Consider the following 16411-nt stretch of genomic DNA (forward strand, 5'->3'; position numbering starts at 1 on the left):
TTGTTACGAACCTTAATATTTGCAGTTTCTCTTATTTTACATTCTTTACATTTTTACTCGCAAGAACGAGTTTCCGGACATGTTCTCGATTTTAATAAAAACCCTGTAGTAGGAGCGAACATTGTTGTTGCCAATGAACAAGAAAAGATTTTGGTGTATGGTTTTGCAAATAATCGTGGTTTTTTTAGTGTAGACTTCCCAAAAGATATTCCTTCCAAAGTACTTGTCATCGTTTCAGGCTTGGGGTTTGAAACAAGCCAACACATCATTAATATTGAACCCAATAAATCCGAATACCAAATCACTTTTATTTTGAACGAAAAAGTGGAGCATTTGGATGAGGTAACATTGAAACCCAATGAAAAAATATACAGAACCGGTAATGTTACGAAGATCAATGTGGATGCATTCAAAGACGGCACAGAACAGACAATTGAGGATATCCTACGCGAATTACCTGGAATAGAAATACTACAAGATGGCTCAATAAAGGCACATGGTAGGTTTATTAGCAAATTACTCGTGGAAGGTGATGATTTATTTGATGACAAGTATAAGGTGCTTTCAAAGAACTTAGATGCAAAGATCTTGGATGAGGTCGAAATTATTGATCAATTTGAATCCAATCCAGTCTTATCAAAAGTCACAGAATCAGAAAATGTAGCTTTAAATTTAATTTTAAAGGATGAGTACAAAAATGTTTGGTTTGGCAATGTGGGCCTTGGTTTGGGAAATAACGACAGAATCAAATCTTCAGCAAATATTGGATTGATTAAGAAGAAGGTGAAATTCTTCTATTTAGGGGGCTACAACAATCTTGGACAGACTGGTACTGGGCAAACGGGGAATGCTTCCAAAACAATAAACATAAACACCTTGGTTCAAGAAAAAAGGGTTGAATCTTCTTTGTCGCCAATCTATGAAGTTGCACCAATTCGAATAAATCAAATGGATGAAAAAGACATTGTTTTGAATAATGCATCCCTAAACTCGATAAGTTTGGTGTGCAATCTCAATTCTGAATTAAAAATTAGGGGAACAGGCATTTTTGCCAATGACATAGAGGACCAAATGATTTTCAAAGAGACGTTATTTACTACAGGACAAGAACTTTTTCGATATACTGAAAACCAACATACATCCTTTGAAAAATCCAATGCAACCGGTGAATTAGAACTACAATATTATCCAAGAGAAGAAGCTTATTACAAAAATCTAGTCAAGTTTAATTCCAGCCCGCAATATACTGAAATGCTGAATGGGTTTAATGGTAACGATGTTCAACAGGACTTAACGAACTATGATACTTCTTTTTACAATCATTTTGATTCGAGCCATCTTTTATGGAATAAACACTTAATGCACAACTATGCATATTTTGGTATGCAATCCATTGGGCATAATGGACGGTTGATTTCACCCACTTTATATAACCTTCTAGCGGATGGCGAAGTTGGGGAAGTACATCACATATCCGATGGTTTTTCTAAAATTTATGGGGTCATATCCAAATTGATTTTCAACCAAAAAAAATATAAACAATCATTGGAATTAGAGAATCAGAAAAAAAAAGTAACTAGAGAGAATCAATTTATTGTCAACAAAAATCATCAGGGTGCACATATTGATTCATTGGAAAATCATATCACATTTGATTCCAATAAATTTCAGGCTTCATTCAATTCCTCCTTCGACATATCAGAACATCTTAGAGTAAAAACAGAATTCTCAATTGAACATTTGAACATAAATTTTGATCAATCTTTTTTCTCTAAATGGATGTTAATCCCGAAAATCATATTACGTATCAGAAATACGTCAATTGGAAGTTTTGGTCTAGACTATCAAAGAGATTTTACTGAACCATTGCTAGACTATTTTCTGATGAATTTTCAACTCACAGGTTACCAATCTTTCAAAAAGGGCGTTGATTTTATCAATGTGCCCAGAAAAAATCAATTTAGTTTCCATTATCAAATAGCAAATAAAATCAAGACACAACAATTGACACTAAAGTCAAAATTCAAAAGAAATGAAGCTGAGTATGCTCAAAATATTCAAATTGATGAATCAATTATTCTTAAAGGATATGATTTTGTGAAAGGCGGAACTAATTTTACTACTACATTGGATTACACCTCCTTTTTTAAAAAATTGAATTTTTCATCCAATTTAGGAGCGAATATCAATTGGTCCAAACTTCCATATAAACTGAATACAAGTAATTTTTCAAACCTTGGGTTGTTTTCTAAAGGAATCAATATTTCTGGGACAACATATTTTGAATTTCCAGTAAATCTTGATTTTGATTTCAGTAGCAACTGGACTAGGTCCAATTACAATGGTATAGTGTCGTACTCTAATTGGATTAATCTGTCAGCCAATCTATTATTGAAAATAAACAAGGAAATATCAGGGTCTTTTTCCAATAAATATCTCAAAATGCCAAATGCTACATATTTTAGTGAAGACTTCGATGTGCATTACACACCTCAAAATTCGAAATTTTCATATCAAATAATGGGCAATAATATTGCCAATCAAAGGATTTTTACAATTTTAAATATTGATGAATATTCAACCACGAGCACACAAATTAAACTCATACCCAGATATATATTGGCGTCGATTAAATACCGTTTTTAAATTCTCCAAGTTTACACGTGTATCAAACCCCCAAATTCATAATATTTTTTTGTACCATTGATGTATGAAAGTAAATCAACAAGTCATTATCGAAGTAACTATTATCCCAAAAATGGGGTGATACGGACTTTCAATTGACTGAAAAAGGCCTGTATCCCATACGATACGGGCCTTTTTCATTACAATAAAATTAATTGAATGTTGGAATTTTAATCAATCTAAAAACCTGAAATACAGTAATTTATGTTTATTATGTTTCCAGTGGATTTAAACAGCCAACAACTGTTAAAAATCTAGGGCTTTTTAAACATTTATCTTTGAATTGCGGTATATATTCAGAAGAATACTGTATTTGAATGAAATTTGACAATGGAATTGAACAAGTTTAGTAAGAAAGTAACTCAAGACCCAACGCTGCCAGCCGCTCAGGCCATGTTGCATGCGATTGGACTAACAGACGAAGATCTACAAAAACCTTTAATTGGAATAGCGAGCACAGGGTACGAGGGCAACCCCTGCAACATGCACCTAAATGATTTGGCCCTCGACGTAAAAAAGGGAGTGGAGTCCTCCAATTTGGTGGGGCTTATCTTCAATACCATTGGGGTGAGTGATGGAATTTCCAATGGAACCCCGGGGATGAGGTATTCGTTACCGTCAAGGGATATTATTGCAGATTCCATTGAAACCGTGATCCATGCCATGAGTTATGATGGTTTGGTGACGGTGGTAGGGTGCGATAAAAATATGCCAGGTGCCCTAATGGCTCAGTTGCGATTGAACAGGCCATCCATTTTGGTCTATGGTGGAACCATTGCACCAGGATGCCACAACAACAAAAAACTCGATATTATCTCGGCTTTTGAGGCCTACGGACAAAAAGTGGCCGGAGCTATTGATGAGAAAGAATATAAAGAAGTCATCCACAAGGCCTGTCCAGGAGCAGGAGCCTGTGGAGGGATGTACACCGCCAACACTATGGCATCTGCCATTGAAGCTATGGGCATGTCCATGCCGTTCAACTCTTCAATCCCAGCAGTGAACGATAAAAAACAAGCGGATTGTGAAGCGTCGGGCGCTGCCTTGTACCATTTGCTGAAAGAAGATATCAAACCAAGGGACATCGTGACCAAAAGGTCCTTGGAAAACGCATTTAGGTTAGTGACCGTGCTAGGAGGGTCAACCAATGCCGTACTTCACTTTATGGCCATAGCACACGCCGCCGAGGTGGACTTTACGTTGGAGGACATCACAAGAATTAGTGAATCCACCCCTTTGTTGGCCGATTTAAAGCCAAGTGGAAAGTATTTGATGGAGGACCTTCATAAAGTTGGAGGAGTTCCTGCCGTATTGAAATATATGCTGAAGGAAGGTATGCTTCATGGTGATTGTATGACCGTTACAGGAAAAACCTTGGCAGAAAACTTGTTGGATGCCCCGGATTTGGCGGAAGGTCAGGACATTATCAGAAAGAAGGAGCAACCCATTAAAGATACAGGTCATATTCGTATATTATATGGAAACCTTGCTTCAGAAGGTGCCGTTGCAAAAATCACAGGTAAGGAAGGTCTCGAATTTACAGGGACTGCTCGTGTTTTTGATAGTGAAGTAGCTGTTAATGAAGGCATCCACACAGGCAAGGTCCAAAAGGGCGATGTGGTGGTCATCCGTTACGAAGGCCCAAAAGGAGCGCCTGGAATGCCCGAAATGTTGAAGCCCACTTCCGCTATTATGGGAGCAGGTCTTGGAAAAGATGTAGCCTTGATCACTGATGGTAGGTTCTCCGGAGGTTCCCACGGATTCGTGGTGGGCCACGTGTCCCCCGAAGCACAGGTGGGTGGTGGAATAGCCCTTGTGAAAGATGGTGATGAGATTACCATTGACGCTGTCAAGAACACCATTAACATTAACATATCGGACGAGGAGTTCGAGCAACGAAGAAAAGAATGGAAGCAACCCGAACTTAAAGTTAAATCGGGAAGCTTGTACAAATATGCCAAAACGGTATCATCCGCAGCAAAAGGCTGTGTAACCGATTTGTTTTAATTATTATGATAGGGGTATCTCCCTAAATACAGGCTTATGGAGACATTAAAAGCAGAAAAAAAAGATAGTAAAAGTCAAAAAGCGATCAGAATTACTGGCGCCGAGGCGATTATACATTGTTTGCTCGCCGAAGGAGTGGATTTGATATATGGCTACCCTGGTGGTGCCATTATGCCCGTTTATGACGAATTATATAAGTTTCAAGACAAACTGACCCATATCCTGACGCGTCACGAGCAAGGTGCCACTCATGCCGCACAAGGCTACGCCAGGGTTACAGGTAGAGTAGGGGTTGCCATGGCGACATCTGGGCCTGGCGCCACCAATTTGGTGACCGGAATTGCCGATGCTCAGATAGACTCCACGCCAATGGTTTGTATTACGGGTCAGGTAACGAGAAGTCTTTTGGGTTCGGATGCCTTTCAAGAAACGGATATCGTAGGGATTTCCACACCTGTGACCAAGTGGAACTACCAGATTACCAAAGTAGAAGAGATCCCAGAAATCATGGCAAAGGCATTTTACATTGCCCGGTCAGGAAGGCCAGGGCCCGTATTGGTGGATATTACCAAAAATGCGCAGTTTGATGAACTTGACTTTGTATATGAAAAGTGTACGGCTGTACGAAGCTACAAACCCGTGCCTAAGCCGCAACCAAGTAGTCTTGAAAAGGCAGCAGAGCTCATCAATAGCGCTAAAAAGCCTTTTATCGTATTTGGTCAGGGTGTTATTTTGGGAGAAGCCGAGGCTGAACTCAAAGCTTTGGTGGAAAAAGCTGGAATCCCTGCAGCATGGACCATTCTTGGTCTTTCTGCCATGGAGACCGACCATCCGCTAAATGTGGGTATGGTGGGCATGCATGGAAATTATGGCCCAAATATGCTTACCAATGAATGCGATGTGCTCATTGCCATAGGAATGCGTTTTGATGATCGTGTAACAGGTGACTTGAACACCTATGCAAAACAGGCCAAGATTATTCATTTTGAAATAGACCCTGCAGAAGTCAATAAAAACGTAAAAGTCGATGTTGCTGTTTTGGGCAATGCCAAGGAAACATTGGAACAGATTCTACCAATGCTCGATGAAAAAGAGCACAAGGAATGGAAGGCCGAGTTTGATAAAATGTATCAAATTGAATACGATGCTCTGATCAACAAAGATATCTATCCCACTAAGGAGGGCTTGACCATGGGGGAGGTGATCGAACAGATCAATGTGGCCTCTGGACAAAAAGCAGTTATTGTTTCTGATGTGGGGCAACACCAAATGATCGCATGTCGATATGCCAAGTTCAAGCAATCCAAGAGTAACATTACTTCTGGAGGTTTGGGAACTATGGGATTTGGGCTTCCCGCTGCCATCGGTGCGAAAATGGGGGCCATGGATCGCGAAGTGGTCGCTATTATTGGAGACGGTGGTTATCAAATGACCATTCAGGAGCTTGGTGTTATTTTCCAACACAATGTACCTGTGAAGATCGTGGTATTGAACAACGACCACTTGGGGATGGTACGCCAATGGCAAGAACTATTCTTTGACAGGCGCTATGCATCCACGGTAATGACCAACCCGGATTTTGTAAAAATCGCGGAAGGATATCATATCAAATCAAGAAGGGTTACCGAAAGAGGAGACCTTCAAGATGCAGTAGAAGAAATGATGGCGTCCAAAGACCCTTACTTTTTGGAAGTGAAAGTGGAAAAAGAGGACAACGTATTCCCTATGATACCATCAGGAGCATCCGTTTCAGACATCAGATTAAAATAAAAACAGATTAACCTCGATGAAGGAAAAGCTTATTTTGCTTTATCGGGGCACAAGCGTATAAAGCACTATGGAAAAACAATGGTATACCATCTCGGTGTATTCCGAAAATCATGTGGGGTTGCTCAATAGAATATCTGGAATATTTTTAAAGCGACACATCAATATTGAAAGTTTAAATGTTTCAAAATCAGAGATAGAGGGTGTTTCTAAATTCACGATTGTGGTTTTTACCACCGAGGATTGGACACGAAAAATCGTAGGTCAGATAGAAAAACAAATAGAGGTCATCAAGGCATATTATCATACCGATGATGAAACCATTTATCAAGAATCTGCCTTGTTTAAAATTGCTTCACATTTGTTGTTCGATGAACGTCAGATACAAAACATCATCAAAGAAAGCAATGCGCAGATCGTTACCGTGAACCGTGAGTTTTTTGCATTGGCCAAAACGGGTCGTAGGCACGAAATCGACGAAATGCACGATGCATTGGAACCTTACGGTATTATGCAGTTCGTGCGCTCGGGCAGGATAACGGTGACCAAGGCAGCAATGCCCATTAGCGAAATATTACAGGAATTTCAAGAAAACTAAATAGCATAAAATCAAATATTAAAAATGGCAAATTACTTTAACACACTATCACTTCGCGAACAACTGACACAGTTGGGAAAATGTAGATTTATGGATTCCAGCGAGTTCGCTGATGGTGTTACCGCACTAAAAGGAAAGAAAATTGTAATTGTTGGGTGTGGTGCCCAAGGGTTGAACCAGGGGTTGAACATGCGTGACTCCGGATTGGATATTTCGTATGCCCTTCGTCCAGCGGCTATAAAGGAAGAAAGACAATCCTTTAAAAACGCAAAAGAGAACAACTTTGTAGTGGGTACTTATGAGGAATTGATTCCGGATGCTGACCTGGTCATCAACCTAACACCGGATAAACAGCACACCAATGTGGTAAGCACAGTAATGCCTTTGATGAAAAAAGGGGCCACCTTATCATACTCCCATGGTTTCAATATTGTGGAAGAAGGAATGCAGGTGCGTGAGGACCTTACCGTGATCATGGTAGCACCAAAAAGTCCAGGTTCCGAGGTGCGTGAAGAGTACAAAAGAGGATTTGGTGTGCCAACCTTGATTGCCGTTCACCCAGAAAATGATCCAGAAGGGAAAGGTTTGGAGCAGGCCAAAGCATATGCTGCAGGAACAGGAGGGGACAAGGCCGGAGTTCTTGAATCATCATTTGTGGCGGAAGTAAAGTCAGATTTGATGGGAGAGCAGACCATTCTTTGCGGTTTGTTACAAACAGGATCTATTCTTTCCTTCAACAAAATGATCGAAAAAGGAATCGATGAAGCATACGCCTCCAAATTGATTCAGTATGGTTGGGAAACTATTACGGAAGGTTTGAAACAAGGAGGTATCACCAATATGATGGACCGTTTGTCCAATCCAGCCAAGATCAAGGCTTTTGATTTGGCAGAAGAGTTGAAGCAAATCATGCGTCCATTGTTCCAAAAGCATATGGACGATATTATGAGCGGACATTTCTCCAAAACCATGATGGAGGACTGGGCCAATGGCGATAAAAACCTATTGGATTGGAGAGCTGCCACAGGGGAAACTGCTTTTGAAAAAACACCAGCCGGAGATATGGAAATCGCTGAGCAAGAATATTACGACAATGGGGTGTTGATGGTCGCTTTTGTGAAATCCGGTGTGGAATTGGCCTACGAGACCATGACCGAATCCGGAATTATCGGTGAGTCCGCTTACTACGAATCGTTGCACGAGACGCCATTGATCGCAAACACCATTGCAAGAAAGAAATTGTTCGAAATGAACCGTGTAATCTCGGATACGGCAGAGTACGGTTGTTACTTGTTCGATCATGCTTGTAAGCCACTTTTGACCGACTTTATGAAGAAAGTGGATACGGACATCATCGGTAAGCACTTTGGTGAAGGCAAGGATACCGGGGTGGACAATGTAAGGTTGATCGCGGTGAACAAGGCTATCCGTGAGCACGACGTGGAAGTCGTTGGTGCTAGATTACGTGCATCGATGACGGCAATGAAGCCAATCGGATAATCCAAAAACCATTGGCCCTATGAACGAAACTGTGGAAATCTATTTTCCGCAAATAGCGGATATTTATCAAGCAGCAAAGACCATTGCCCAAGTGGCAGAAGTAACGCCTTTGCAGCAAAGTATCCGCTATTCCAAAACCCATGGGGCCAATATTCTTCTTAAACGGGAAGACCTTCACCGTGTACGTAGCTATAAAATACGTGGGGCATACAACAAAATAAGCTCCCTTGGTCAAAATCAATTGGATAGCGGTGTGGTGTGTGCCAGCGCTGGGAACCACGCACAGGGCGTTGCCTTTGCCTGTAGTCATTTACGGGTAAGAGGCACCATTTATATGCCCGTAGTCACTCCAAAGCAGAAAATAGACCAGACCAAGATGTTCGGCGGGGAATGGGTCGATGTGGTTCTGGAAGGGGACACCTTTGACGATTCCAAGAAAGCAGCCGAATTGTTCTGCGAGCAAGAAGGCAAAACCTTTGTCCATCCGTTTGATGATGAAAAAACCATTGAGGGTCAAGCAACGGTTGGTTTGGAGATATTGCAACAATCCAGCGAGCCCATCGATTATGTTTTTGTGGCTGTTGGTGGCGGTGGATTGGCATCGGGACTTTGCGGTACGTTCCAGGCATTATCGCCCAATACAAAAATAATAGGGGTGGAGCCCGAAGGAGCACCATCCATGCTAAAATCAATTGAACAGGGGGAGTTGGTGGAACTGGAAAAGATAGATAAGTTTATTGATGGAGCGGCTGTTCAAAAAGTTGGGTCGCTGACCTATCCCATTTGCAAGGAATATCTGTACAAAATGGTGACTGTTCCCGAAGGAAAAGTATGCCAGACCATTTTGGACCTCTATAACAGGGATGCTATTGTGGTGGAGCCCGCTGGCGCCCTAACTATTGCTGCCCTGGATTATTTTAAGGAAGAAATCAAGGATAAAAATGTGGTTTGTGTGGTAAGTGGAAGCAACAACGACATTACCCGCACCGCCGAAATCAAGGAAAGGGCCTTGCTATACGCCCAATTGAAGCACTATTTTATTGTGAGGTTTCCACAGCGTCCAGGAGCGCTGAAGGAATTTGTAGTTGATATCTTGGGTCCAAACGACGATATTACACATTTTGAGTATTCCAAAAAATCGAGTAGAGAAAATGCACCTGCCATTGTTGGGGTGGAACTAAAATCGCCCGATGACCTCGAGCCTTTGGTCCAAAGGATGAAGGAAAACAATTTCTTTGGGGATTATCTCAACAATAAACCTGATTTGTTCCAGTATTTGGTGTGATGCCACCAACATTTTCAAGCATCATTATTATAAAGTTTGGTTTTCAATAGATACAAAAGGCCACCTATAAAAACAGTGTGATTTTCAATGGTTTTTATGTTAGCTTTGTGTAGCATGGGTGACCATTTATCAACACTAATCGCTTAAACAACAACTAATGGCAACAAATACAACAGCAATACCGGAAGCTTTTCAAATTACCGAAGAGATTCATCAAAAAACATATTTGGTCAATGGGGAACTGCGTAAATGGGACGGGGATACTACCCCCGTGATCTCCACCATATCATCCACGGAGGAATATGTGCCAACTACTTTGGGAAGTGTGCCCGATATGGGAGAGCCCGAGGCAATGGATGCTCTGGATGCAGCTCTGTCGGCATATGATAGGGGACAAGGGCTTTGGCCTACCATGAAAGTAAAGGACCGTATTGAGTGTATGGAGACGTTTGTGAAGAAAATGGAGCAAAAGCGGGAACAAGTAGTAAAGCTTTTGATGTGGGAGATAGGGAAGTCCAAACCAGATTCCTACAAAGAATTCGATCGTACCGTTGAATATATTTATGATACCATCGAGGATTACAAACAGCTAGACCGTGATTCGGCAAAGTTTCAGAAACACGATGGTGTTTACGCCCATATCCGTAGAGGTCCGCTTGGGGTGGTATTATGTCTTGGGCCATACAATTATCCATTGAACGAAACCTTTGCCTTGTTGATTCCTGCCATCATAATGGGAAACACTACAATTTTTAAACCTGCAAAGCATGGTGTTTTGTTGATCACACCGCTTTTGGAGGCGTTTCAGAGCAGTTTTCCCAAAGGAGTGGTGAATATACTTTTTGGTAGGGGAAGGGCTGTAGCAGCGCCAATAATGAAAACTGGAAAGGTGGACGTGTTGGCCTTGATCGGTAACAGTAAATCGGCCAATGCGTTGCAGGACCAGCATCCAAAAAGTAACAGGTTGCGATTGGTTTTGGGTCTAGAGGCCAAAAACCCGGCCATTGTGCTTCCGGATGCCGAGTTGGACCTGACCATCAACGAATGTATTTCAGGTACATTGTCCTTCAACGGGCAGCGCTGTACCGCTTTAAAGGTGGTTTATGTGCACGACGAAGTAAAAGATGATTTCCTGAAGCGTTTCGCAGAGAAAGTAGATGGATTGAAATTCGGGAACCCTTGGGACGATGGTGTGAATTTGACCCCACTCCCCGAGCCTGATAAGCCTGCCTATATTCAGGAGTTGTTGGATGATGCTTTGGCCAAAGGGGCCAAGATCATCAACAAAAAGGGAGGCAAGCATTTTGATAATTACATATGGCCTGCAGTACTGTACCCTGTGACAAAAGATATGCGAGTATATCAAGAAGAACAGTTTGGCCCTATAATTCCCGTGCTTTCTTTTAAAGATATAGAAGAGCCTTTGGACGATATGGCAGAATCCAACTACGGACAGCAGGTAAGCTTGTTCGGCAAGGATGTATATACTTTGTCTCCACTTATTGATACTTTGGCAAACTTGGTTTGCCGCGTAAACCTGAACAGTTCCTGTCAACGTGGACCGGATGTGTACCCATTTACGGGTAGAAAAGATTCTGCGCAGTCCACTTTGAGTGTACACGATGCGTTGCGTTCCTTCTCCATCCGAACATTTGTGGCTTTCAAGGACAATAGTTTGAACAACCAGACCGTGGAGCAATTAATGGAAGCTAAAGTGAGCAACTTCTTGAGCACGGATTACATCTTGTAAAAGAAAGTTCTCAGAACTAAAAAAGCCCCGAAATTCGGGGCTTTTTTATTGGTTTTATGTGAAGTTGGTTAAATGTTCTTTGCCAACCAGTCGCCAACTTCGCTGGTCTTGTATGATTTTCCACCATCGGAAAGATCTTCGGTAACTACACCTTCGGCCAATGATCTGTTCACTACCTCACGGATGGCTTCGGCTTCGTTTTTAAGACCAAAAGCCGTTTCGAACATCATTGCGGCGGATAAAACAGTTGCCAATGGATTGGCAATATCTTTTCCAGCTGCTTGTGGGTAAGAACCATGAATAGGCTCGAACAAAGATGTTTTTTCGCCCAAAGAAGCTGATGGCATCAATCCCATAGATCCGGAAATCACAGATGCTTCATCTGTTAGAATGTCTCCGAACAAGTTTTCTGTGATCAAAACGTCGTAAGCACTCGGCCATTGTACCAAACGCATGGCTACGGCATCCACAAATTCATAGGATACTTCCACTTCAGGATACTCTTTTTCCAATTTCTGAACGGTTTCCCTCCATAAACGTGAAGTTTCCAACACGTTGGCCTTGTCCACGCAACAAAGCTTTTTGGAGCGCTGCATGGCCATTTCAAAACCTTTTTTGGCCAAACGCTCTACTTCTGCGCGTGTGTAGGTGCAGGTATCATAAGCGGTGTTGTCGTTATCCTCACGGCCTCTTTTACCAAAATAGATGCCTCCTGTCAGTTCACGAAGGAAAACAAGGTCGGTACCCTCAATTCTTTCTTTTTTCAAAGGAGATTTTTCTATCAATGAAGGAAATGTAAAGGTTGGACGAACGTTGGCGAACAACCCCAGTTTTTGTCGCATTTTCAACAAACCTTGCTCAGGGCGTACCTTGGCGGATGGGTCATTGTCAAAACGTGGATGACCGATTGCGCCAAAAAGAACGGCGTCGGCAGCAACACAGGCTTCGTGGGTTTCATCCGGGTAAGGTTCACCAACGGCATCAATCGCTGCAGCGCCGGTTAGGGCAGGGGTCCAGCTAATTTCGTGACCGAACTTTGCAGCTACAGCATCGGATACTTTTACGGCTTGATCAATTACTTCGGGGCCAATCCCATCTCCGGCCAAGAGCGCTATGTTTAGTTTCATTATATCAATTATCGGTTATCAATAAAAATTATCAAAGTCTGTTATACTAAATTCAACATTTTTTCCGTGGCTTTAATGGCGGATACCGTTTGGTCCGAATCTAGCCCACGGGTGGTAAACTCCTTTTCTTTGGTCTGCCATGTGATCACCGTTTCGCAAAGTGCATCGGAATTACTGCCTGGAGGGATCCGCACGGCATAATCCACTAGTTTGGGTAATTCACGTCCCTCTTTTTTATATACCTTTTTCAAAGCGTTGATAAAAGCATCGAATTGTCCATCTCCCTGAGCATTTTCCTCATAAGTCTTCCCCTCAATTTCAATGGAAAGGGTGGTGGAGGGTTTCAATCCTTTGGAATGTGTTAAGACATATGATTTTACAAAAACCTTCTGCTGATGCAGATTGCTGTCCAATACATCGGAAATGATGTAGGGCAGGTCATCTTTTGTGACGCGTTCTTTCTTGTCGCCAAGTTCAATGATCCGTTCGGTGACCTTTTTCAGTTCATCATCGTTCAAGGTCAATCCAAGCTCCTGAAGATTCTTTTGGATGTTTGCCTTTCCTGATGTTTTGCCCAACGCATATTTACGCTTTCTACCAAAACGCTCTGGCAATAAATCATTAAAGTATAAATTCTTTTTACTATCTCCATCTGCATGTATGCCAGCTGTTTGTGTAAACACATTATCTCCAACAATAGGTTTGTTGTCAGGTATGCTGAAACCTGTAAAGGCGGATACCAGCTTGCTTACTTTGTAAAGGGATGATTCCTTCACGCCAATCTTGATTTCCGGTAAAAAGTCATTGATTACCGCCACGGCGCTGGCCAAAGGTGCATTGCCCGCACGCTCGCCCATCCCGTTTACGGTAAGGTGCAACCCATGGGCGCCAGCTTTTAAAGCCTCCATCACGTTGGCTACGCTCAAATCGTAATCGTTGTGACCATGAAAATCAAAATGGGTACTTGGGTACCGTTCAATGATTTCCTTGAAAAACTCTCCTGTCTCGGTATGGGTCAGCACACCCAAGGTATCCGGTAACAGAATTCGTTTAATGGGTTGTTGGGTCAGAAAATCCAAAAACTGAAAAACATACTCTTTGGAATTCCGCATTCCATTGCTCCAATCTTCCAAGTAAACATTGGTTTCAATACCGAGTTTCTGTGCTTCTGAAACCACATTTTCAATTTCTGTAAAATGCTGTTTTGGAGTCTTTTTGAGCTGATGGGTTAAATGGTTCAATGAACCCTTGGTGAGCAGGTTTTGAACTTTTGCTCCTGCTTCTTGCATCCACTTAAGAGAAACCCCATTGTCCACAAAAGTGAGTACTTCAACTTTGGAAATATATCCTTCGGCAGCGGCCCAATCGGTTATGTTTTTAACCGCTTGCAACTCTCCTTCGGAAACACGTGCGGAAGCCACTTCAATGCGGTCCACCTTGAGTTCTTCCAACAAGAGTTTGGCCAAGGTAAGTTTTTCCGAAGCCGAAAAGGAAACCCCAGAGGTTTGCTCACCATCCCGTAGGGTGGTGTCCATAATTTCTATGGTACGTGTTTTCATTTTTTAGTGCCGTAGTGTTCCGAGCAATTGATTATAAGGGCGTGCTTTCGGCGTATTTCTCAATATCTTTCTGGATGTTCAGTAAGTAATCGATATCATCAAAACCATTGAGCATATTGCCTTTTTTATAATCGTTGATGTCAAAGCTTTCGTGTTCTCCCGTAGCTAAAATGGTAATCTTTTGTTCCGGTAGATTGATTTCCAATTCTGATTTTGGGTCTGCTTCGATTGCCTTGAAGATTTTATCCAAAAACTCAGGGCTCACTTGAACTGGAAGTACACCGATGTTCAGGCAGTTGCCTCTAAAAATATCTGCAAAAAAGCTGGATACCACACAGCGGAAACCATAATCATAAACCGCCCAAGCTGCGTGCTCTCTGGAAGAACCTGAACCGAAGTTTTTTCCTCCCACCAGGATTTTTCCTGAGTAGATGGGATTGTTCAGTACAAATTGTTCTTTTGGTGTTCCATCGGAATTATATCTCCAGTCTCGGAACAAATTGTCTCCAAATCCCTTACGCTCGGTAGCTTTTAGAAATCGTGCTGGGATGATCTGATCGGTATCCACATTTTCGATAGGTAATGGTACCGCTGTACTTGTTAGTATGTTGAATTTATCGTAAGCCATCTTATTTCGATTATCAGTTATTCAATTATCAATTGCCAATTGATTGTTAATTGCCAATTGTTTATTGCTCATTGTTTATAGTTACGCCAATACTTCTTCTCTCATTAATTCCCTTGGGTCGGTTACTTTTCCTGTAATGGCTGCAGCTGCGGCCACCAAAGGACTTGCCAATAGTGTACGTGCTCCAGGACCTTGTCGTCCTTCAAAGTTTCTGTTGGAAGTACTTACGGCATATTTCCCAGCTGGGATTTTATCATCGTTCATGGCCAAACAAGCGGAGCAGCCCGGCTCTCTCAATTCAAAACCAGCTTCGGTCAAAATATCCAAGATACCTTCTTCTTTGATGGCCTCTTCCACTTTGTGGGAACCGGGGACCAACCAAGCAGTCACGTTGTCGGCTTTTTTCTTTCCTTTTATGATTGAGGCAAAGGCTCTAAAATCTTCAATTCTACCATTGGTACAGCTGCCAAGGAATACGAAATCAATAGGTTTGCCTACCATGGCTTCACCTTCGTTATAGTTCATGTATTCCAAGGATTTTTTGTAGGTGGCAGGAGAACCGTCGATGCTTTCTGCCATAGGAATATCCTTGCTGATACCGATGCCCATCCCAGGGTTGGTACCGAAAGTGATCATAGGTTCTATCTCGCTGGCATCAAAAGTCACCTCTTTGTCAAACTCGGCGTCATCATCAGAATAAAGGGTGCTCCAATATTCCATGGCAGCATCCCAATCCTTGCCTTTTGGCGTGTATTCCCTTCCTTTAATGTATTCAAACGTGGTTTCGTCGGGAGCGATCATACCTCCACGGGCACCCATTTCAATACTGAGGTTACAAACCGTCATCCGGCCTTCCATGGACATATTTTTGAAGACATCTCCTGCATATTCGGCAAAATAGCCGGTTGCACCGGAGGTGGACAGTTTAGAAATGATGAAAAGTGCTACATCCTTTGGCGTTACCGCTTCACTCAACTCTCCATTTACATTGATGCGCAAACTCTTTGGTTTGGGCTGCATAATGCATTGTGTGGATAATACCATTTCCACTTCACTGGTTCCGATACCAAAGGCAATGGCCCCAAATGCACCATGTGTAGAGGTGTGGGAATCACCACAAACAATGGTGGCACCGGGGACGGTAATTCCGTTTTCCGGGCCAATTACGTGTACAATTCCATTTTTCTTATGTCCAAGTCCCCAATATGGAATGTTGTGGGCGTTGGCGTTTTCTTCCAAAGCCTTTAGTTGATTGGCGGACAATGGGTCCTTAACGGGCAAGTGTTGGTTTCGTGTTGGGGTATTGTGGTCTGCCGTTGCAAAAGTGCGCTCTGGGTACAATACTTTTATTCCTCGGTTCTTTAATCCTAAAAAAGCTACGGGACTCGTTACCTCATGAACCAAATGCCTGTCTATAAAGAGTACATCCGGACCGTTCTCAATATGCTTTACCACGTGGGAATCCCAAACTTTATCAAATAGTGTCTTGCTCATTGTGTCTTCAA

General features: G+C 42.3%; 11 protein-coding genes. 7 read left to right on the forward strand and 4 right to left on the reverse strand.

Annotated elements, in window-relative coordinates; all coding sequences use genetic code 11:
• The 7 genes from J0X13_RS04385 (at window position 1) to J0X13_RS04415 (ending at window position 11592) form a co-directional block, all read left to right on the forward strand.
• A complete protein-coding gene (locus J0X13_RS04385; RefSeq protein WP_207070229.1) occupies window positions 1–2646 on the forward strand; it encodes a carboxypeptidase-like regulatory domain-containing protein in 2646 nt (881 codons plus the stop codon).
• 369 nt (window positions 2647–3015) lie between these two features.
• Complete coding sequence (gene ilvD / locus J0X13_RS04390) at window positions 3016–4692, forward strand: dihydroxy-acid dehydratase (RefSeq protein ID WP_207070230.1); 1677 nt, start codon at window positions 3016–3018, stop codon at window positions 4690–4692.
• Between the two features lie 36 nt (window positions 4693–4728).
• Window positions 4729–6462, forward strand: coding sequence for a biosynthetic-type acetolactate synthase large subunit (gene ilvB / locus J0X13_RS04395; RefSeq protein WP_207070231.1), 1734 nt, complete (start codon window positions 4729–4731; stop codon window positions 6460–6462).
• 67 nt (window positions 6463–6529) lie between these two features.
• Entirely contained in the window at window positions 6530–7057 is a 528-nt protein-coding gene (gene ilvN / locus J0X13_RS04400) for an acetolactate synthase small subunit (protein ID WP_207026678.1), read from the forward strand.
• 24 nt (window positions 7058–7081) lie between these two features.
• Window positions 7082–8557 (forward strand): ketol-acid reductoisomerase, encoded by a 1476-nt coding sequence (gene ilvC / locus J0X13_RS04405; protein WP_207070232.1) that lies wholly within the window; start codon window positions 7082–7084, stop codon window positions 8555–8557.
• Window positions 8558–8576: 19 nt separating this feature from the next.
• Window positions 8577–9842: a threonine ammonia-lyase gene (gene ilvA, locus J0X13_RS04410; RefSeq protein WP_207070233.1), complete on the forward strand. Its 1266-nt coding sequence runs from the start codon at window positions 8577–8579 to the stop codon at window positions 9840–9842.
• Between the two features lie 157 nt (window positions 9843–9999).
• Window positions 10000–11592: an NADP-dependent glyceraldehyde-3-phosphate dehydrogenase gene (locus tag J0X13_RS04415; RefSeq protein WP_207070234.1), complete on the forward strand. Its 1593-nt coding sequence runs from the start codon at window positions 10000–10002 to the stop codon at window positions 11590–11592.
• 68 nt (window positions 11593–11660) lie between these two features.
• Here the strand turns inward: J0X13_RS04415 and leuB are convergent, their stop codons facing one another.
• The 4 genes from leuB to leuC form a co-directional block, all read right to left on the reverse strand.
• The gene (gene leuB / locus J0X13_RS04420; RefSeq protein ID WP_207070235.1) at window positions 11661–12719 is read right to left on the reverse strand and encodes a 3-isopropylmalate dehydrogenase; all 1059 of its coding nucleotides are present in this window, start codon (window positions 12717–12719) and stop codon (window positions 11661–11663) included.
• A 41-nt stretch (window positions 12720–12760) separates the two neighbouring features.
• Complete coding sequence (locus tag J0X13_RS04425; RefSeq protein ID WP_207070236.1) at window positions 12761–14278, reverse strand: hydroxymethylglutaryl-CoA lyase-like TIM-barrel protein; 1518 nt, start codon at window positions 14276–14278, stop codon at window positions 12761–12763.
• Window positions 14279–14309: 31 nt separating this feature from the next.
• Entirely contained in the window at window positions 14310–14906 is a 597-nt protein-coding gene (leuD, locus tag J0X13_RS04430) for a 3-isopropylmalate dehydratase small subunit (protein WP_207070237.1), read from the reverse strand.
• Between the two features lie 81 nt (window positions 14907–14987).
• Window positions 14988–16400: a 3-isopropylmalate dehydratase large subunit gene (leuC, locus tag J0X13_RS04435; RefSeq protein ID WP_207070238.1), complete on the reverse strand. Its 1413-nt coding sequence runs from the start codon at window positions 16398–16400 to the stop codon at window positions 14988–14990.
• Window positions 16401–16411: the final 11 nt, after the last annotated feature.

This window comes from [Muricauda] lutisoli (nom. illeg.) (assembly GCF_017313105.1).
Lineage (GTDB): Bacteria > Bacteroidota > Bacteroidia > Flavobacteriales > Flavobacteriaceae > Flagellimonas > Flagellimonas lutisoli.